We start from the raw sequence: 20,683 nt of genomic DNA on the forward strand, positions 1-20,683 counted from the left end.
TCATGAATACCATTGAAAAGCAGCTGGGAACCGCTCCCCGCCGTTCATTATATCTGGGCACCATTGCGGTCATTGTCGGTGCGCTGTTCTTCTGGTCGCTCACGGCAGTGAATTTCAACCAGATCGAGCAGAACAGTCTTAAAATTGCCAAAAATATCGTATACGGGCTTACCCATCCGGATACAGAGCTGTTGTTCAATGTATCGAAGCAAAGCGTGCTGTATCTGCTGCTGGAGACAGTGGCTATAGCCTTTCTAGGAACGGTAGTGGGTGCAGTGCTTGCGGTGCCGCTTGCCTTTCTGGCTGCCTCCAACATCGTACCTAAGCCGGTATCATGGCTTACAAGACTGGTGCTGATCGTCATCCGCACCGTACCGGCGCTTGTCTACGGCTTGATGCTGATCCGGGTAACCGGTCCGGGCGCTTTTGCCGGAGTGCTGACGGTGGGCATAACCTCCATCGGGATGCTGGCCAAGCTCTATGTGGATGCGATCGAGGAGCTGGACAAGCGGGTTCTGGAGTCGATGACCTCGGTGGGCTGCAGCACCTTTGAGAAGATCAGGTTCGGCATTGTACCTCAGCTTCTCTCGACGTTTATGTCCGTTATGATCTACCGCTTCGATATGAACATGCGTGAGGCTTCCATTCTGGGGATGGTCAGCGCGGGAGGCATCGGCGCACCACTCATCTTCGCCATGCGCAGCTATAAATGGGATCAGGTCGGATCGATTCTGATCGGGCTGGTTGTGTTCATTCTCATTATTGAGTTCTTCTCCAACAAGATCCGCGGAAGACTGGTAAAGGGATAACCATAAAAGCGCTATGAGCCGGGTTGCCGGTTCACAGCGCTTTTTACATGCAAAGGGGGGTTACAGGTAACACAAAATAGATTGTTCGATCCAATACATAAACTGTGTGTTCGGGCTTAATGGCTCATATTCCTTCATCCGCAGATACATGTCCATACCGTCCGAGACATCATGCCAAAGATCGGTAAAGACAAAATCATATTGCCCGCCGGGCATCTGGTGCTCCGCATATTCAAAGGCATCGGCCTGAATGACTGTGATTTTGTGCTTATTGCCGAACTGGGGCAGGATATGCCTGCGGAACAGCCGGATCACATCCTCATTGTTGTCCACGATGGTAACACTGCGCACCTCAGCTTTTTCCGAAGCCATGTAGGCATAGTAGCCCATCCCCAGCCCGTACGTAAGCACATTGCCGGACGCACCGGCGACAGCCTCCTTCATCGTCTCGATTTCATTCGGGGTAATCGTCATCCAGATCCGGTTATTCTCAAGCACGGCCGGGAAGCGGAATTCCGTCTCAAAAAAGCCGATCTGCGGAATCATCCGTCCTGCGGAGGTAGTGATAATGTCATTGCAGACAAAAGCCTCATAAGGCTTGTACTGTTCAACCTTCAGCTCACTGCCCCCGATCGTGGCCGCGGGTATCTTAATGTTTTTGAAGTACGGATTATCGTAATACTCATGGACATCGAGCCTGTGCAGCATTTTGCTGAAATAGTGGTTGTACAGGTCCGTATCCTCAGGATTATCTACAATATCCAGCCCCAGTGCAGCCGCGAAAAGAACACCGAAGGCATACTCCGCAGATACGCCGAGCCCGGTAATCTCCGCAATCTCTTCCCGGCTGATGTAGTCCGGCCTGTTATTTAAAAAGCGGCTTAGCAGGGTCAATATTCTGTAGTTATCGTCCTTAATCTTATCGGTTGTAGTCTCGTTCATAATGTCACCTTTCTGGAATGGCGCTGCTGTCCGGGAGCTTATTCTGTCCGCCGAGGCGGCGCCTGAAGCTTTCCTGCCAGTTGGCTTCAAGGTGACCGGCGGCTGCTGCGAAATCTCCAGCCTGCAGGGCGCGGATAATCTGTGTATGCTCTTCAACCGACTGAGCGGCTCCGGTAAATCCGTTGAAATAGGTTACTTCATAGCGGCGCAGCTTTTTTTTGAGTCCGTCCAGGACGCTGATCAGCTCCTCATTAGCCGACAGGCGGATCAGCACCTGATGAAATAACGTATCCAGACGCTGGGCTTCCAGTGCATCCTGTTCGTTCAGTGCATGCCGAAGCTGCTCATTGTATTGCTCCATTTCCCGGATATGCGCGGCAGTGATATGCTCCCGGGCAAAGGAAACCGCCAGCTTTTCCAGTGAGATAATCATCGGATACAGCCGGTAGGCCTGATTAATATCCACAGGTGCAACCTGAGTCCAGCTGTTGGCCTTGCTCTGAATCATTCCTTCTTCCTCGAGCCGGAGCAGTGCTTCTCGGATGGGAGTACGGCTGGCCCCGAGGGTTTCCGCCAATTCCTGGTCCCTAAGCTTATCGCCCGGCTTTAGCACCCCGTTAATAATCCATTCCTGTATTTGAAGGTACACCTGCTCACGGATGGATGAGCGTTTGACCTTGGCTGTATCTTGCGGCAGCAATAGAGACTCCTCCTTCATGACAAATACACATAGACGTAATATATCACATACAATTTTAGATTGACAGCAAACGGATGATCTAATTAACATGTAATATATCACATATCAATTAAAGCGGAGTACCATATCTTTTGTAGGAGGGATGCATGTGAATACAGCCGGTGAACTGAAGGTTGTGGCTAACGAATTGGCCCGGAGGCTTGTGGTTGAGGAGAAAACGCTGCCTTTTCTGAACGAGGAGACGGTAAGCAGGGTGAGGGCGTTCCACCGCAGCTTTCCTGAGTATGAGGCAACTCCGCTGCACAGCCTCGATAAGCTGGCCGGTAAGCTCGGAGTGGATAAAATATGGGTCAAGGACGAGTCTTACCGGTTTGGCCTGAATGCATTCAAAGTACTCGGCGGCTCTTACGCGGCCGGGATGGTACTGGCGCAAATGCTGGAGCTGGAGCCAGCGCAGCTGTCTTTTGACAAATTAAAGGCGGATGAGGTTAAGGCCTTGCTGGGTGAGGTCACCTTTGTAACGGCGACAGACGGCAATCATGGCAGAGGCATTGCCTGGGCGGCACAGCAGCTGGGCCAGAAATCGGTTGTGTTCATGCCCAAGGGCTCCTCGGAAGCCCGGCTCGATAATATCAGAAAAGAAGGCGCAGAGGCTTATATCACCGCTTTGAACTATGACGATGCGGTTAGATGGGCCAGTAACTATGCGGCTGAGCATAACGGCGCACTGGTGCAGGACAGTGCCTGGGACGGTTATGAACAAATTCCCGTCTGGATCATGCAGGGGTATTGCACACTGATAGACGAGGCGCTGGAACAGATCAGGGCAGCTGGGGAGGAGACTCCGACGCATGTGTTTTTGCAGGCAGGGGTGGGCTCTTTTGCGGCTAGTATACTCGGTTATTTGTTAATGCAGTTTGGTGAAAATAGGCCGGTAACCGTTATTGTTGAGCCGGAGGAAGCGGCCTGCATCTATAAATCAGCGGCAGCAGGTGACGGCAAGCCGCATGCGGTGGGCGGTGACATGCCGACGATTATGGCAGGACTGGCCTGCGGGGAACCCAGCACGGTGGCGTGGCCGCTTTTGCGGGACTATGCCGATACGTACATTTCCTGCCCCGACTATACTACTGCTAACGGAATGAGAATACTCGGCAACCCGCTGGAGGGCGATCCCCGGGTAATTTCAGGAGAATCGGGGGCAGTCGGTATAGGTGTGTTAAGCGCCATTCTGGAGTATGGAGATCATCATGAGCTGGCTGAAAGATTGGGCCTTAACCAGACTTCCAGAGTACTGATTATAAGCACTGAGGGGGATACCGATCCAGTGAGCTATAGGGATATTGTCTGGAATGGCAGCTTTTCGGGCCGGGGGGATAGTGACGGTGGTACAGGGCAGGATGGAGGAGAGGAGGATAATTATGGACAATCTAAGCTTTGAAGACCAGCTCATCGCCTGGAGGCATGATCTCCACAGGCGCCCTGAAACTGCGTTTGAGGAAAAGGAAACCTCAGACTATATCGCCGCTGTGCTGACAGAAATGGGTCTGGAGGTGCACAGAGGCATAGGCGGTACAGGTATCGTGGCCAGTCTGGTAGCGGGAGAAGGGCAGGGAGTTATCGGTATCCGTGCAGATATGGATGCTCTTAACCTGAAAGAAGAGGCACAGCATGGTTATTCTTCACTGCATCCCGGCCAAATGCATGCCTGCGGACATGACGGCCATATGGCGATGGTATTGGGCGCTGCCAAACTGCTGACGGAGCGGCGCAATTTCCATGGAACGGTCCGCTTTATCTTTCAGCCTGCAGAGGAGCCGGGAAAAGGGGCACTGGCTATGCTTCGGGATAGGCTGCTCGAACGCTTCCCTATGGATGAAATCTATGGTATGCACAATATGCCGGGGATGCCGGCGGGTTCATTTTCTACCCGCAGCGGCGGTATAATGGCAAGTGAGGATAATTTTGTAATTCGGATCAAGGGACAGGGCGCGCATGCGGCTCGTCCGCATATGAGCAAGGACCCGCTGGTCATCGCCTCTGAAATCATTATCGCCCTGCAGACGATTATTTCGCGTAATCTGGAGCCGGGTGTGCCGGCTGTGATCTCCTGCACGGAGCTCCATACCGACGGAATACGTAATGCCATTCCTTCCCGCGTGGAAATCAAAGGGGATACCCGGAGCTATACGCCCGAGGTGCAGCAGCTGCTGGAGGAAAGGATGCGTACGATCAGCACAGCCCTTTGCGGGATGAACGGGGCGGAATGCGCTTTTGAGTATACGCGTGAATTTGCCCCTACTGTTAACTGGGCTGAATGTACAGCTGTGGCGGTTAACGCTGCCCGTCATGTTGCCGGTGCCAATCGTGTTGACCCCGATGTGCGGCCGATGATGATCTCAGAGGACTTTGGTGTTTTCCTGCGGGAGATTCCGGGCAGCTTCATGCTTATCGGGAACGGCGACGAGGCCGAGGGAAGAGGCCATATACCACTGCATAGCTCTGCTTACGATTTTAATGACAGCATTCTAGAGACAGGTGCAGAGTATTGGGCTGAGCTGATCCGGATCAGGCTGCCTGAACAGCCTGAAAATGCGGTTGAGTAGGTGAGTGGACTGGCGGGCGGGCAGGCAAATATTGAATGACATTAGTGAGTGGACAGGTGAGCGAACGGGCAGGTAGGCGAGCAGCGGAGTAGGCGCTAACGGACCGAGACGACCTTATTTTCACTATAGAGGGCATTTCGTCGGGTTAATGGACCGTAGCGCTCTTATTATTGCAGAATCAGAAATAACAAGGCTGTTTACCCCAATTAAGAGCGTTGGTGTCCGTTAGCCTGGCCAAGTGCGGGATTTTGGCGAAAGAAGGTTATCTGAGTCCGTTACAGGTAGCTGCTGAAATATCACCTAGTTGAAACAACGCTAGAACTCCCGCTTATTGCCCGAAATCGCGCCCGCACGGCCAAATAACGCAAATATCCCCCTGTTTGCCGGGCAGGTAATCGGTTAATGATTAATGACTGATTGAACACCAAGACTGGCCCAAGGGGGTTATGCGATGTTGAAGAAGATTAAAGAGAAGCTGTATGACCGGAAGGAGCAGGCCTTTCCGCTGGCAGTGTTCCGGATCGGATTCTCACTTGTGATGATACTTGAATTGCTGCAGATGATGACGCTCAGGGATCTGATTTTTCAAAAAGACAGCCTGGCTGCGACCGTGCCGGCCTTCCTGACCGCCTTATTTGTACTGTGGATGATAGCGCTGTTCCTGCTGCTGATTGGATACCTGACCCGTCCGGCTGCCATTGTCAATTATGCAATCAGCGTGTATCTGCTGGGCTTTGTTGTGGTGAATGAAGCGAATAACTGGCAGGTGGATTCGCTGTTTCTGACAGGAGCATTCCTGTTAATGTTCATGCCTGTGTCAGCATGCGTGTCAATAGAAAGCCTAATGGAACGCCGCCGCCAGGCCAGAGTCCGTGTCCGCAAGCTGCCCAGGCCCCAGGTCCGGTTCCTTCATACTGGGTTCCTGATCCTGCTGATCGGACTGTTTTATCTGGATTCAATGTTCTACAAGCTTTCCTCCGATATGTATCTGTCGGGACTGGGCTTATGGGCTCCGGCATCGCTTCCCTTTACTACTTATTATGATGTCACCTGGCTGATCAATCATGAATGGCTGGTGCTCATCCTCGGCTACTCCTTGCTCCTGTACGAAGGACTTTACATCTTCCTGGTCTGGTTTAAGCAGCTGCGGGTATGGATGAGTCTCGCCGGAATTCTTTTGCATGCAGGAGTGCTGTTCGTCTTTCCGATCCCGGCAATGAGCCTGCTGGTGATTGCTATCCATCTGGCGGTTATTCCAGAGAGCACCTACCGTAAGCTGTATGACCGGTGGATCGCGGCGAAGCACAAACGGCTGGCCGTCTATTATGACCGGCTCTGCCCGCTGTGCCGCCAGACCGTCGGCATCCTCTCGGCACTGGATTTCCGCAAGGCGATTGAGTGGAAGGCGCTGCAGGATTTTGCGGCTGAGGAAAAGCTTCTGGCTGACATTCCCGAGGCCGACCTGCTCCATGACATTTATGCGGTGGAGAACGGAACCAGGCTGCATAAAGGTGTGGACACCTACGCTGCGGTTCTGCGGTCGATGGGCTGGGCTTATCCGGCCGGTCTGCTGCTTGGCCTGCCGCCGTTTCATGGCATTGCCGCCCGCATTTACGGGAAGGTGGCAGCCAAACGCAAACGCGAGGGCGGCTGTACGGACAGCACCTGCGGTATCGGGATTGTGGCTCCGCCGGAGAAGGCTGTCACTCCATTTAGCGGAAAATTCTGGCCTGCCGGGACCTTCCTGCTGCTGTGGGCTGTTTCATTCCTTATCATTTCCTTCGGAACACCGGCCTACGGAAAGTATCTTACGGGTGAGAACAGCAGCCTGACGGCTACCCTAAGGGATATGGCCGCAGTCTACAAGCGGATAACCTATCCTGTACTGGGCTGGACTAACCATGGCGTGTATACGGAGACGCATTACGCGGAGTATGACTTTCAGACCCGGCTGGTCTATGTAGACGGCGATTCATCTGTGCCGCTGCCGATTATGGACGATGAAGGCTTTTCCCGGGGCTATAAGGTCGGCCGGCAATGGGATAACTGGGCCTACGCCACGGTCAAGCCGGATGTTGCATACGGGCAGGCCAGCAGGAGCATGCTGGGGTACGCCGCCTTCTGGGCGAAAGACAGCGGGACAGATCTGCACTCAGGCAACGGGCATATTGAAATCCAGCGGAAGCCGATTGAGGTGTCCATGAAGGACTTTCGCCCAGGCCTGCTGCAGGACAATATGGGCCAGCCGTGGAGCCGGATCGGCGAAATTGCAGCCAGCGGCGGCAGGCTGCAGCTTGCGCTGGACGGCGCTGCCGGCAGCGGCGAGCACCGGACCTGGGGCGAGGCAGTGGATGCTGCGGTAAAGTCCACTGCAGCTGCATTGCAATAGAATCGCAATAACATGGCAATAGTACCGCATCGTCACAGCAGCCGCAGGCGCATTCGCATCTGCGGCTGCATTGCGTCCAGCCTCAGCCGCGGCAGCCCCGCATCCACCGCCCCCGAACCAGCTCAGTAATACAGCTTCCTGAACTGGTTCGGGCTAAGTTGCTCGTGCTTTTTGAACACGGTGCAGAAATAGTTGGGGTCCTCGAACCCGGACAGGAGGGCAACCTCTTTTACCGGCATATTAGGACTGCGCAGCAGCAGCTCCTTGCTGTTCTTGATCCGCACTGAATGGATATACTGGACAATCCGGATGTTCGTCGTCTTCTTGAACACAGTACACAGGTGCTGGGGCGTAATGCCGGCCACTCCGGCCATTTCCTCCAGTGTCAGCGGTTTGTGTGCATTCTGCTCGATATAGTCAAACAGCGGCTTCAGCTTCAGATTGAGGCTGGAGGCACTGTTGTGCGGATGGACGGACGCATACTGGACCATTTCAATCAGCAGGGCATAGATTTGTGCGGACCATTCCAGGCTTCGCAAGGCATAGTCCGATTGCTGAATATCCATAATGCTCTGGATTCTGGCTGTAAAAACCTCAGGCTTCGAAATATAGTAAACCCCCGGAGCGGTAATCCCCGCCGTCCGCTTCAAAAAGCTCTCCACCTGATGGCCGTCGAACACAATCCAGTTGACCCGCCAGGACGGGCTGACCGCATAATACTCATGGGGAGCCCCCTTGAGCAGCAGCATCGCGGTGCCTTCCTTTACCCGGAAGGTTCTGCCGCCGGATATCAGCTCGCCTTCGCCTTCCACGCATTGAATCCATTGATATAAGTAGCCGTCCGGACGGACAATCGGCTCCTGATCCCAGTGAACACCCGCATCCACAAGGTAGTAGGGAAGCTCCTTGTCTGATTCCGTGATGAGGGGCAGCAGCCGCCTGTACATAGGATCACGACCTTAATATTTTAATGTTGTTATGAATATCCTTAGATTGTTCGCAGGGAATAACATCACTACAATATAAATATAACAAAGTTTGTTTAGCGCTTACAAATATATATAAAGGATGGTACAACACAATGAGCAGGCTTGAAACCAAAATCATGGACGGCTGGGATTTCACCTTGCAGCAGCCTGAGGACGGGAATTTCGTACCCGTAAAGCTGCCGCATGACTGGGCGATCACCGCTCCGGTAAATACGCAGATGAAGCAGGGAGAGGCTCAGGGCTTCAGGGACCGCTGGGGAACAGGCTGGTACAGAAAGCAGCTGACCATCAGCGGGGTTAAGGAAGGCTATGTGTATAAGCTGCATTTTGGTGGAATCTATGAAAATAGTACAGTGTGGGTCAACGGCAAGGAAGCAGGCGGCCATAAATACGGCTATACCAGCTTTGAACTGGATATTACGCAACTGATTCATGAAGGCGATAACCTGATTCAGGTTAAGGTGGATAACACCGTATTCCCGGCAGACCGATGGTATTCGGGTGCAGGCATTTACCGTGATGTAACCCTGCTGGAGCTGCCGCAGAATCATCTGGTGCCTTATGAAATTCAAGTAACAACGAAGATTGAAGGTAGTGCAGGCATTGTCACTGTAAAAACCGGCACAACAGCCCTCGTAAAAGCCGTTCTCACTGACACAGACACCTCCTACACGGAAGAGTCCGATGATCAGGGCGTTATCCGGTTTGAGCTTCGATCAGCGAAGCTGTGGAGTCCGGAGCAGCCGCATTTGTACCGTCTGGAGCTGTCGCTTTTCCAGGGGGATGAAGCTGTTGACCATTACGGCCTGAACGTCGGCATCCGGGAGATCAAAATGGTTCCGCACAAGGGGATGTATATCAACGGGCAATTAACCAAGGTCAAGGGTCTGTGTATCCACCAGGATGCAGGCTGTCTCGGAACGGCTGTAACGGCGGAGATCTGGAAAGACCGGCTGCTTGCCTTCAAAAAAATCGGCTGTAACGCGATCCGCACCTCCCACCATATTTTTATGGCAGAGTTACTGGACCTGTGTGATGAGCTGGGCCTGCTGGTGTACGAGGAGCCTTTTGACAAATGGACCGGCGGGGCTTATGGGCGTTACTTCGAGACCGAGTGGCAGCGTGATCTGGAGGGGATGGTGAAGCGCGACCGGAATCATCCCTGCATCTTTATGTGGGGTGTCGGCAATGAGGTGGAGCATCAGGGACAGGCCTCCATGCTGAACATTCTGAAGATGCTTAGGCAGCATCTGCTGACGCTGGATGATACGCGGCCGGTGTCGTATGCGATGAACCCGCATTTTAAATTTGAAAGCAATGTTGATGTGTCGCTGATAGAGGATATCCAGCAGTTTGTTGATGAAGCGGATGATACGGAAATTTATGATGTGGCCGAAAGGGTCGAGCGGATCCGCCGGATCGGGGAAATCGTCGATGTGGTCTGCTGCAATTACCAGGAGCAATGGTATCCCGAGATTCACGAAGCCTTGCCGGATAAGCTGATTTTGGGGACGGAGACGTATCAGTTTTTCCGCGGTCACCGGGATCAGATGCAGAATTTTAAGGCAGAGGTTCCCTGGATGGATGTGGAGCAGCACGATTATGTGATCGGCGGAATGCTGTGGACCGGGATTGATTACCTAGGTGAATCGATGGGTTATCCGGCCAAAGGCTGGGCGGGCTCACTGTTCTATACGAATAATGAGCGTAAGCCGTTATCTTACCTCTATGAAAGCTACTGGTCCAATAAGCCGATGGCCTATCTGGCCGTCATGGATTATTCGCTGCAGGATGAAGGTGTGAAGGAGCATTGGGATGCGCCGAGATACGCCAGCCACTGGAATTTCCCGCAGTTCAACAAGACTGTGATTCCGTACATGATTGCTACTAATTGCGAAGAGGTCACTCTTGAATTGAACGGTAAAAGCTTTCATGTGGGCAAGCCGGCTGCTTACCCGGGCCGGATGATTACCGGCTATCTGCCTTATCAGCCCGGTACGATTACCGTAAAGGGGTATATCGGCGGCGAGGAAGTGAGCCAATATGTACTGAAGACCGCAGGGCCTGCGGTCAGGCTGGTGTTTGATCAGGAGATTGTGCGTCTGAAAGCGGAGGATGTATCGCAAAAGCTGCTCACTGTCCGGGCGGTAGACGCTGAGGTTGTGCCGGTATTCCGCGACAGCTCCAAGGTGACCTTTGAGGTTACGGGACCGGCGGAGGTCATTGCAGTTGATAACGGTGACCTTAGCTCAAGCGAGCCGTATGACCGCAGCTGGATGCATCTGTACCACGGCTGTCTCAGCACAGCTATCCGGCTGACCGGGGAGAAGGGGCGCATCGTGTTGTCGGCTTACGCGGAGGGAATGTATCCGGCGCAGCTGATTATTAATGTAATCTAACTTTTGAGTCAAAAAAAGGGGTATCCCGGCCGCCGCTAACGGCTGTCAGGATACCCCTTATTATTTACAGGAAGCTATACAATCGTACGCCATGCGGCGGTACGGTTGTCTGCAGTGTACCTGCGGCCAGCTCAGCCGCTTCACCGCTATACAGCTCCGTACCGGCTGCTGCGCTGAGGCCGATCTCTTCAAGAGCCAGCTCCACCTGCAGCGGGGCCTCACCGGTGTTGAACACTGCAGCATAGCGGGTGCCGTCGTTATGCTCGGCAGTCCACACAATGAGCTCGCCCTTGCAGAGGGCTTCTCTGGCGCCGTGGCTCTCCTGCTGGATGCGCAGCACTTCGCGGTTGGTCAGCAATGACAGCGTCCACTCGTCATTGTCGCGCAGCTCGCCGCCGAAGATGAGCGGCGAGCGGAAAATGCTCCAGAGCGACATCATCGTCAGCTGCTCGTCACGCGTGAACCGGGTCCAGCGGTCTGCACCGCCGCCGTCCACCGAACGGATACCGATATGGCCGAGCGGCAGCATATCGCAGTCCGGCCAGCTGCCGTCCCCGGGTACGCCCTGCCATTTGCGGCAGCGGTCGAACATGTCCAGCAGCAGCGGCCACAGATCCCAGAAATCATCCGTGACCCGCCACATGTTGGCGTGCTCTACGAAGAAGTCGGCGTATTCCACCGGAGCCGGGCCCGGTGACAGGCTCAGCACCATCGGCCGGCCGCTGCGCTCGATGGCCCTGGAGATCAGGGCAATCTCCGGCTGATGGGTGTCATACAGTCTGGAAGCTGCGATGTCATCCACCTTAACCAGATCGACACCCCACTGTGCGTATAGCTCAAAGAGGGAATCGTAATATTCCTGCGCGCCTTCCTTCGAGGCATCTACTCCGTACATATCCGTGTTCCAGGGGCAGATGGAGTTGGTATGGGCGATGTCGCGTGCCGTCGCCGTTGTGCCGAGCAGCGCAGTGCCGGCATGAGCAGCCTGCCGCGGAATGCCGCGCATAATATGAATCCCGAATTTCAGCCCGAGGCTGTGTACGTAATCAGCCAGCGGCTTGAAGCCCTGGCCGTCCGCTGCCGAAGGGAAGCGGTTCTCGGCAGGCAGCAGCCGGGAGTGTTCATCCATTACAAGCGGTACAAACGGCCGGTATTGGGAGGAGTTGGCATAAGGCTCATACCACTGAATATCGACCGTAATGTAATTCCAGCCGAAGTCTTTAAGATGCTCTGCCATATAGTCTGCGTTACCGCGGATTTCGGATTCTGTTACGGCTGCGCCGTAGCAGTCCCAGCTGTTCCAGCCGAGCGGTGGAGTAGGTGCTGCAAGCTTATGTGTCATTGTAAATCTCCTTTACTGATGGATTATTGCTCTTTGTTAAGAACATCATAAGGTAGGAGAATCGCAATATCTATAGTAATCTTGCAAGCTCTATAGCACTATATTGCGGTCAGTCAAAGAACAGTCTGCGGTAGGTGAGGCTCTCGCCCCCGCTGCGGAATTCACCCGGCGTCAGCCCGGTCAGGCCGCGGAAGGCTTTGATGAAATAGCTTCCGCTGGAATAGCCGATCTTTCCGGCGATCGCTTCAATGCTGAGGTTTGTTCCCCGGAGCAGCTCCATCGCCTTCTCGGTGCGGACCCGGGTCAGATAAGCGACCGGCGTCAGCCCGGTGCTGGCTGAGAAACGGCGGATAAGATGGTATTTGGACAGCGCCACATGCTCGGACAGCTGATCAATGCTAATCATCTGCGCATAATGCTGCTCTATATATTCCGCCGCCCGCCTCACACTGTCAGACCAGTTCTCCTTGTCCCGCAGGCTGGTCACCTGCATTCTGGCCAGCTCCGTCATGAACTGGTAGATGGAGGAGGAGGCGATCAGCGGATCGGAGATCCGGCCTGCCGCCGCATCAGCTACGATCAGCTTTAGCAGCCGGATGGGGACGCTATCGGCAGGCAGGTGAGGAATCTCGCCGGCTTCACGGAGGAACTTGCGCCAGTGCGGCAGAATCAGCTCCGGCCGGAACAGCAGAAATATGAACTCCCATGGCTCTGCCGCTCCCGGGTCATAATAATAGCGGTGCGGTCCGGGAATCTCTGCCAGAAAAGCCTGTCCGGCAGTAATCCGGTGGGTCCGGCTTCTGGACTCAAATATGCCCTCTCCGGAGAGCGTATACTGGAACAGCAGAAGCGGGCCGTCAGTCCGCTCCAGTCCGTCCCAGCGGTAATCCGGCGTGGAGATGGAATCACAGCCGGCGGCGTAGAGCACGCACAGCTTGAGCTCTTTATCTTCGGCGAACCGGAAGCCGTAGGTGCCTGCGGACATGTCCATTGCTGTAGGTTGCCTCCTTAGGTGTCCATATATGAATAAGGTTATAAATGTAACTTTATCATAGGCACCCGCAAAAAACAGCGCTGCCCCGTATACGGGAACAGCGCTGTTCTGAGTTGTCTTTTAACTATGCCTGGGCACTTTCGGCTGTTTTGGAGCCAAACGCTCTACGGACCAGCTTGGTCAGCTCCATCAGGATAACGGCACCCAGTGCCAGTCCTGTTGCTGTCAGCCAGTGCGACATTCCGAATGTATCCGGGATAGAGAAGATTTGTCTGATGCCCGGCAGTACTGCAATACCATAGAAGGCAAAGCAGACGAGCACGGCACCGATGACATATTTGTTGCTGAAAAAGCCGGCTTCAACCGAAGTCTGAGTGTTGGAGCGGGCGGCAAAGGTCTGAAGCGTACGGGACAGAATCAGCGTAGTGAACGCCATCGCTACACCCATGTCATCGGAATGCTGAAGACCAAGGTACAAGGAGACAATTACCGCTGCTCCGATAAGCACGCCGCGCGTAATGATTGCCTGCATCAGGCCGCCGGAGAAGATGCCTTCATTAAGCTCTCTCGGTTTTCTGCTCATCACATTCGGCTCGGCTTTTTCCATACCGAGCGCAATGGCAGGCAAGGAGTCATTAGCCAGGTTGATGAACAGCAGCTGAATGGCTGTGAACGGGTTGATCCAGTCAAAGATCAGGGCGAACAGGATGGCGATAATCGCACCGAGGTTGCCCGAGAACAGATAGGCGATCGCTTTTTTAATATTATCGAACACTGTCCGTCCTACGGAGACTGCGTTAACAATCGAGACAAAGTTATCATCGGTCAGAATCATCGCAGCCGCATCCTTGGCTACATCGGTTCCGCTGCCCATCGCTACGCCGATATCGGCCTGCTTGAGGGCTGGTGCGTCGTTCACACCGTCACCGGTCATGGCTGTGACTTTACCTTTACGCTGCCATGCGCGGACAATCCGGATCTTGTTCTCCGGGGAGACACGGGCGTATACGCCGATCTGCTCCAGCTTGTTGTCGAGCTCTGCATCAGACATGGCATCCAGCTCCTGGCCGGTGATAGCAATATCAGTGTCACTCATCAGGCCGATGTCGCGTCCGATTGCCTGGGCGGTGGTTTTGTGGTCACCGGTAATCATGATCGTACGGATGCCGGCGTTTTTCGATTCAGCGATGGCACTGTATACGGCTTCACGCGGAGGGTCAATCATTGCGGTTAAGCCTACCAGCACCAGATTTTTCTCATCCTCAAGCGTAATTTGCGTAGAGGAATTCGGCACAGTCTTGTAGGCGTACGCCAGTACACGCAGCGCCCTGCTGGAGAAATCCTCATTGACTTTAATGAACCGTTCACGCAGCTCTTCTGTAAACGGCACTTCGATTTCATCAATCAGCACATGCGAACATACGCTAAAGAGCACATCCGGTCCGCCTTTGGTGATCATTTTCTTTTGTCCGCCAAACGTATGCAGGGTACTCATCAGCTTACGTTCGGAGTCGAACGGGAGCTCTGCTTCCCGGGGGAAGTTATCGCGGATTTCCTGGTAATTCTTATCAAGACTGTTACTGAAGGCGATAAGCGCAACCTCTGTCGGGTCGCCCAGCTCCTTGCCTTCTTCATTAATATTGGAATCATTACAGAGTACGGCAATATGCAGCAGCCTCCGGGCTTCGGGAGACCATTCATGATGCTCGAGCTTGAACTGGTCCTTCTGGCCCTCCGGCAGGTAATAATCAACAACCGTCATTTTATTCTGGGTGAGGGTACCCGTTTTATCCGTACAGATGACGCCGGCCGAGCCGAGTGCTTCAACAGCCGGCAGCTTACGGATAATTGCGTTTTGCTTGGCCATTTTGTTCGTTCCAACGGACAATACTATTGTCACAATAGAGGAGAGGGCTTCAGGAATCGCCGCTACCGCTACAGCGACAGCAAACATGAGAGCGTTGAAGATGGCTTCAGTAGTATCAACGTCCGTATCCGACAGCCATACACGGCCCGCCTGGATACCGAAGATAATAACCGACAGTATCAGAATGGCGATACCGAGCTGTTTACTGAAGGCTTCGAGCTTGCGCTGCAGCGGCGTCTGCTTGGCTTCGGCGCTTTCGAGCAGTTCGGCGATTTTACCGATTTCAGTAGTCAGGGCAGTTCCCGTTACGAGAAAAACACCGCGTCCGTAGACCACCAGGGAACCGCTGAAGGCCATATTGCGGCGGTCGCCGAGCGGGGCCTCCTGATCAATAATATCGGTATGCTTTTCAACAGCCTCAGATTCCCCGGTCAGCATGCCTTCGTTGATCTTCAGGCTCCCTGATTCAATAATACGGCCGTCGGCAGGGACGAAATCCCCGGCTTCCAGAATAACGATATCCCCTCTGACCAGCTCACGGGCAGGAATTGAGAGCAATGCCCCGTCCCGCTGAACTTTGGCCTCCGGTGCAGACATCTGCTGCAGGGCAGCAAGCGAGCTTTCCGCTTTACGGGTTTGAACTACACTGATTACGGCATTAAGAATCAGCACGAGGAATATAATGAGTGATTCCATAACATGTCCCATGAAAATCTGGATGGCCGCTGCAATCAGCAGCACGACCACCATCGGGTCTTTGAAATTTTCTAGAAAAAGCTTCCATAGCGGGTCTCTGTCCCGGCCTTTGATTTCATTGTAGCCGTCCTTCTCCAGACGACTTTGTACCTCAGCAGACGTAAGTCCTTTTGCTGAACTCTGCAGTTCTTGTAAACTGTCGGTCACACTTTTGCGGTAATGCTCCACTAATGATTTCTCCTCTCTCTCCTATACGGGTCTGTGTGTGGTTATAAGCAGCTTCGATTTACTGGACTAATACCCGTTAAATGCTCCTTCAACTCAGGTGTGATATTTCAGTTTGCCCAATAATCCTGCTTTGGAACCTGTTTGTAAAAGTTACGGTTTAAAAACGGAGGAGGTTTCAAGAGAAACGCATTCTTTAAGGGTGAAAGGGCTTACATGAAAAAAGTTTCATGAAAGGAATCATCCTCGGAGCGGCTTTTGACCGTCTACACAATGAATAAATAAGGGAAAACAATACTTAACAGGCTGAAAAAGAAACTGAAGCGCGATAAATATCTGTATCTGATGCGGGCTTAAGCTCGCGATTACAGGAAAACCATTAAAGGGAAAAATCCCATTAAATGAGCCAGAACCCCGTTCGGAGTCTGTCCTCAAAGGGAAAAATCCCATTAAATGAGCCAGAACCCCGTTCAGAGTCTGCCCTCAAAGGGAAAAATCCCATTAAATGAGCCAGAACCCCGTTCGGAGTCTGCCCTCAAAGGGAAAAATCCCATTAAATGAGCCAGAACCCCATTCGGAGTCCGCTCTTAAAGGGAAAAATCCCATTAAATGAGCCAGAACCCCGGTCAGAGTCTGCACACAAAGGGAAAAATCCCATTAAATGAGCCAGAACCCAGGCCGGAGTCTGTTCTCAAAGGGAAAAATCCCATTAAATGAGCCAGAACCCCGTTCAGAGTCTGTCCTCAAAGGGAAAAATCCTATTAATGAGCCAACACCTGGCACGCGCGCCACGCCATCCGCCCTAGCCCTTCCCACTGCCGGCTCCCGCGCTCACGATACAGCCGCACTAGCCCGGAGCACTCCTTGCCACCGCACCTGCACCATCCACGCCAAGCCTTTCCACTCCCGGCCTACGCGCTCATGATACAGCCCCCACTAGCCCTGCCCACTCCCCGCCAGCACGCTAAAGCGGTACTGGCGGGGGGCCATGCCGATCTTGCGCCTGAACAGCTGGTGAAAAAACTTCAGATCGGCATACCCGACGGCGGCGGCGACCTCGGCTACACTGCGGCTGGTGTCTGCAAGCAGGCGGCAGGCTGCGTCCATGCGGATATTGTGCAGGTAGCCGGTGAAGCTCATACCGGTCTGCTGCCGGAACAGCCTGCTGAACTGGCGCTCACTGAGATTGGCAGCGGCGGCCAGCCCGCTGAGCGTCAGGCCGCCTGCATAATTACCTTGTATGCAGGCGATTGCTTCATCAACCGCGGTCCATTGCGGTCTGGCCCCTGCAGACGCCCCCGACTGCAGCTGCTGCCTGTAGAGGCCGGTCAGCATCCGTACGATGAGTGATGCGATTACAGCCAAATAACCCGGGGGCCTGGCTGAGAACTCACTATACAGCTCCCTGAACAGCATATGGTAGGTACCGGCGGTATCTTTTACGGAGAACCAGGACATTTGCTCTACAATGAAATAATCACAGATTTCAGCAGCCTGCGGGTAGGCTCCGCGAAGCCCGGACACATAGCTGAGCGGAAACAGGCAGTTATACACAACCAGCGGACGGTCCTTCTTGGTTGTTCTGGGCCGGAACACATGGCTGCGCCCGACGGGAATAAAGAACAGGGTGCCATGCTCCACCGGGACGGCCTCATCATCAATATAATGCACGCCCGAGCCTTCACTGACATAAGTAATTTCGATGAACGCATGGGAGTGCTCATGCAGCTCAAAGTTTTCGTAAGCACGGTTCACAAACACGGGAATATCGGGTGCGAAGAACTCCTCACCTGACATTACAAAGCTGCTGCGTCTGACTGTCATTCGGATTTCACCTCTGGAGCATTGGTTAACTGACTCCATCCTACGTAATCAGACTTTGAATGTCCAGATTACCCTGCAACAATGTCCGGAACAGCCCCCATAAGCCATTGAATTGCCCCATACAATAGACGTAGATCTGCCGGAGATGGAAGGTTAAGGCAGTCCGGAACCGGCACGAGGCGTACATCTTAAGTTAAGGAGCGGCTGAAATGACCCAATCTACAATGTTCAACAACCTGATGGTGAATTACAGAAAAAATCCTGTGGGGATAGACGATCCCAACCCGCGGCTCAGCTGGCAGATTCAGGCGCAGGCAAGAGGATTCATGCAGTCTGCGTATCAGATTCAGGTAAGCGGTAATCCGGCGTTTGAGGCAGAGGCAGAGGCAGAGCTGGAATGGGATACCGGGAAAGTCATATCAGATGCCAGTGTGCACATCGAATACGAGGGCCGTTCCTTGCGCCCGCGCACCCGTTATTATTATAGAGTGCGCATATGGGATTCCGAAGATAATGCAACAGTCTGGAGTGAAGCTGCTTATTGGGAAACCGGATTGCACTCAGCCCACAATTGGCATGCAAAATGGATAACAGCCTCTGCCCCGGGCCGGTCCGTTGAGAACAGCGAAGGCGATCCCTGCGATTATTTCCGCACTGCATTCGAGCTTCCCGACGGAGCCGTTTCAGCGCGGATCTATGCGACCTCCCTCGGCTTGTACCGTCTATATATAAACGGGAGACCGGCTGATGATACACAATTTAACCCCGGCTGGACGAGCTACAACAAAAGGCTGCAGTATCAGACTTATGATGTAACACAGCTGCTCACTGCGGGTGAAAATGCCCTTGGCTGTATCGTAGCCAACGGGTGGTACAAAGGCTATCTGTCCTGGGACGGAAGCAAGGATCATTATGGTAAACAGCGTGCTGTACTCATTCAGCTGCATGTGACGTTAGCAGACGGAACAGAACAAATGCTGATTTCAGACGGCAGCTGGCGCACCTCATCAGGACCGCTGCTCATGTCGGAGCTGTATCACGGGGAAACCTATGATGCACGGCTAGAGCTGGACGGCTGGTCTTCTCCGGGCTTTGCGGATCACCAATGGCTGCCAGCTGAACTTACGGATGCTCCGCCAGCCGGGCTGGTCGCCCAGGAGAACGAGCCGTCACGGATTGTTGAAACTATCAAGCCTGTCGCAGTTATAACCACCCCTGCCGGCGAAACGGTGCTTGATATGGGCCAGAATATGGTCGGCTGGGTCAGGTTCACGGCTGACGCCGGAGCCGGTACAGAAATCACATTGCAGCATGCCGAGGTGCTGGACCGGGACGGGAATTTCTATACCGGCAACCTGCGCTCGGCGAATCAGACCGTAACGTATATCTGCCGGGGCGGTGGCCCGGAGACGTTTGAGCCGCATTTTACCTTCCAGGGCTTCCGCTATGTGCAAGTAACGGGTGTGCCGCAGGATCAGCTGCTGGAGCAGTTCACCGGCTGTGTGATCCATTCGGATCTGGAGCAGACCGGCAGCTTCCGCTGCTCGGATGAGCTGGTGAATCAGCTGCAGCATAATATTCTATGGGGGCAAAAGGGGAATTTCCTCGATGTGCCGACCGACTGCCCGCAGCGTGATGAAAGACTGGGATGGACGGGTGATGCCCAGGTGTTTATCCGCACGGCTGCTTTTAATATGAATGTCGTGCCTTTTTTTGAAAAATGGCTGAAGGATCTCGCAGCGGATCAGGAGGCGGATGGCAGAGTGCCGCATGTCATTCCCGACATCCCGGCTGCGGGCTACGGCTCCTCGGCCTGGGGGGATGCCGCCGTTATCTGTCCGTGGACGCTGTATCAGTGCTACGGGGATGTCCGTGTGCTGAAGGAGCAATATCCGAGCATGAAGGCGTGGGTAGAATACATCCGGGCCCAGGGTGATCATGAGTTTCTGTGGAACACCGGCCATCATTTTGGAGACTGGCTCGGTCTGGATGCGAAGGAGAACAGCTACATTGGAGCGACGCCCAAGGATCTGATCGCTACCGCTTTTTTTGCTTATTCAACAGAGCTGCTGGTCAAGACGGCAGAGGTAACCGGACAGCCGGAGGAAGCGGAGAGGTACCGCCAGCTGCACAGCAATATTATCCGCGCATTCCGTGAGGAATTCGTAACACCAGGCGGGCGTGTCGCCTCTCCGACACAAACTGCCTACGCAGTGGCGCTGATGTTCGATCTTTTGGAGGAAAAAGACCGTCCGCGTACGGCCGCGATGCTGGCTGAGCATGTAAAAGAGAATGGAAACCACCTGACGACCGGTTTTGTCGGAACGCCTTATCTGTGCCTGGTTCTGTCCCGCTTCGGTTACACCAGTCTGGCCTATGAGCTAGTGCTTCAAAAGGAATATCCGTCCTGGCTGTACTCTGTTCTTCAGGGAGCAACAACGATCTGGGAGCATTGGGACGGAATCAAGCAGGACGGCTCCTTCTGGAGCGACGATATGAACTCCTATAATCATTATGCTTACGGGGCTGTCGGGGACTGGCTCTACCGGATTGCCGGAGGGATTGAGCTTATCGAGCCCGGCTACAAAAAAATCCGCATCCAGCCGCAGCCGGGTGCACAGCTATCCTGGGCGGAAGCCGCCTACAGCTCCATTTACGGGACGATCAAGTCTGGCTGGAGCAGGCAGGCGGACGGCTCCCTGGAGCTGAACATGGAGATCCCGGCCAATACTACGGCTGAGGTGATTGTGCCGGACGGCTATCAGGGACGGATTACAGAGAAGGGTGAGAAGCTGGATCAGGTGACGGGGATTTTAACGGTGGAAGAGAATGCCGGTGACCGGAAGCTGACCGTGGGATCGGGAGTCTACCGGTTCACAATCTATAATGAAATAGACTGAA

13 protein-coding genes are annotated in these 20,683 nt (G+C 53.9%); 6 read left to right on the forward strand and 7 right to left on the reverse strand.

All coding sequences use genetic code 11. The features are described 5' to 3' along the window. Positions 1-2 precede the first annotated feature (2 nt). On the forward strand, positions 3-809 hold the full coding sequence (phnE, locus tag R70331_RS07730; RefSeq protein ID WP_042174268.1) for a phosphonate ABC transporter, permease protein PhnE: 807 nt from the start codon (positions 3-5) through the stop codon (positions 807-809). Positions 810-869: 60 nt separating this feature from the next. Here the strand turns inward: phnE and R70331_RS07735 are convergent, their stop codons facing one another. Both R70331_RS07735 and R70331_RS07740 read right to left on the reverse strand, forming a co-directional pair. Beyond that, entirely contained in the window at positions 870-1,751 is an 882-nt protein-coding gene (locus R70331_RS07735) for a hypothetical protein (RefSeq protein ID WP_042174270.1), read from the reverse strand. Between the two features lie 4 nt (positions 1,752-1,755). Further along, positions 1,756-2,451 (reverse strand): GntR family transcriptional regulator, encoded by a 696-nt coding sequence (locus tag R70331_RS07740; protein ID WP_052418971.1) that lies wholly within the window; start codon positions 2,449-2,451, stop codon positions 1,756-1,758. A 148-nt stretch (positions 2,452-2,599) separates the two neighbouring features. Here R70331_RS07740 and dpaL point away from each other — a divergent pair, with 148 nt between their 5' ends. The 3 genes from dpaL (at position 2,600) to R70331_RS07755 (ending at position 7,446) form a co-directional block, all read left to right on the forward strand. Next, the gene (gene dpaL / locus R70331_RS07745; protein ID WP_442950568.1) at positions 2,600-3,892 is read left to right on the forward strand and encodes a diaminopropionate ammonia-lyase; all 1,293 of its coding nucleotides are present in this window, start codon (positions 2,600-2,602) and stop codon (positions 3,890-3,892) included. Then, on the forward strand, positions 3,873-5,057 hold the full coding sequence (locus R70331_RS07750; protein ID WP_042174277.1) for a M20 aminoacylase family protein: 1,185 nt from the start codon (positions 3,873-3,875) through the stop codon (positions 5,055-5,057). The genes dpaL and R70331_RS07750 overlap by 20 nt, the downstream gene beginning before the upstream one ends. Before the next feature lie 451 nt (positions 5,058-5,508). Next, a complete protein-coding gene (locus R70331_RS07755; RefSeq protein ID WP_052418972.1) occupies positions 5,509-7,446 on the forward strand; it encodes a DCC1-like thiol-disulfide oxidoreductase family protein in 1,938 nt (645 codons plus the stop codon). A gap of 122 nt (positions 7,447-7,568) precedes the next feature. On the opposite strand, the gene R70331_RS07760 is transcribed toward R70331_RS07755, so the two are convergent. Next, complete coding sequence (locus tag R70331_RS07760) at positions 7,569-8,393, reverse strand: AraC family transcriptional regulator (RefSeq protein WP_042174279.1); 825 nt, start codon at positions 8,391-8,393, stop codon at positions 7,569-7,571. 134 nt (positions 8,394-8,527) lie between these two features. Here R70331_RS07760 and R70331_RS07765 point away from each other — a divergent pair, with 134 nt between their 5' ends. Further along, positions 8,528-10,834 (forward strand): glycoside hydrolase family 2 TIM barrel-domain containing protein, encoded by a 2,307-nt coding sequence (locus tag R70331_RS07765; RefSeq protein ID WP_042174281.1) that lies wholly within the window; start codon positions 8,528-8,530, stop codon positions 10,832-10,834. 64 nt (positions 10,835-10,898) lie between these two features. On the opposite strand, the gene R70331_RS07770 is transcribed toward R70331_RS07765, so the two are convergent. The 4 genes from R70331_RS07770 to R70331_RS07785 all read right to left on the reverse strand — a co-directional run bounded on the left by R70331_RS07770 (position 10,899) and on the right by R70331_RS07785 (position 17,782). Further along, positions 10,899-12,176 (reverse strand): glycoside hydrolase family 27 protein, encoded by a 1,278-nt coding sequence (locus R70331_RS07770; RefSeq protein WP_042174283.1) that lies wholly within the window; start codon positions 12,174-12,176, stop codon positions 10,899-10,901. 109 nt (positions 12,177-12,285) lie between these two features. After that, positions 12,286-13,167, reverse strand: a complete 882-nt coding sequence (locus R70331_RS07775; protein ID WP_042174286.1) for an AraC family transcriptional regulator — start codon at positions 13,165-13,167, stop codon at positions 12,286-12,288. A 127-nt stretch (positions 13,168-13,294) separates the two neighbouring features. Then, on the reverse strand, positions 13,295-15,961 hold the full coding sequence (locus R70331_RS07780; protein WP_042174288.1) for a cation-translocating P-type ATPase: 2,667 nt from the start codon (positions 15,959-15,961) through the stop codon (positions 13,295-13,297). A 933-nt stretch (positions 15,962-16,894) separates the two neighbouring features. Then, positions 16,895-17,782 (reverse strand): AraC family transcriptional regulator, encoded by an 888-nt coding sequence (locus tag R70331_RS07785; protein WP_042174291.1) that lies wholly within the window; start codon positions 17,780-17,782, stop codon positions 16,895-16,897. Between the two features lie 209 nt (positions 17,783-17,991). Here R70331_RS07785 and R70331_RS07790 point away from each other — a divergent pair, with 209 nt between their 5' ends. Then, positions 17,992-20,682, forward strand: a complete 2,691-nt coding sequence (locus R70331_RS07790) for a glycoside hydrolase family 78 protein (RefSeq protein ID WP_081947532.1) — start codon at positions 17,992-17,994, stop codon at positions 20,680-20,682. The last annotated feature ends 1 nt before the right edge of the window (position 20,683 follow it).

Origin of the sequence: Paenibacillus sp. FSL R7-0331 (assembly GCF_000758645.1) — a bacterium.
In the GTDB taxonomy this organism is placed as follows: domain Bacteria; phylum Bacillota; class Bacilli; order Paenibacillales; family Paenibacillaceae; genus Paenibacillus_AQ; species Paenibacillus_AQ camerounensis.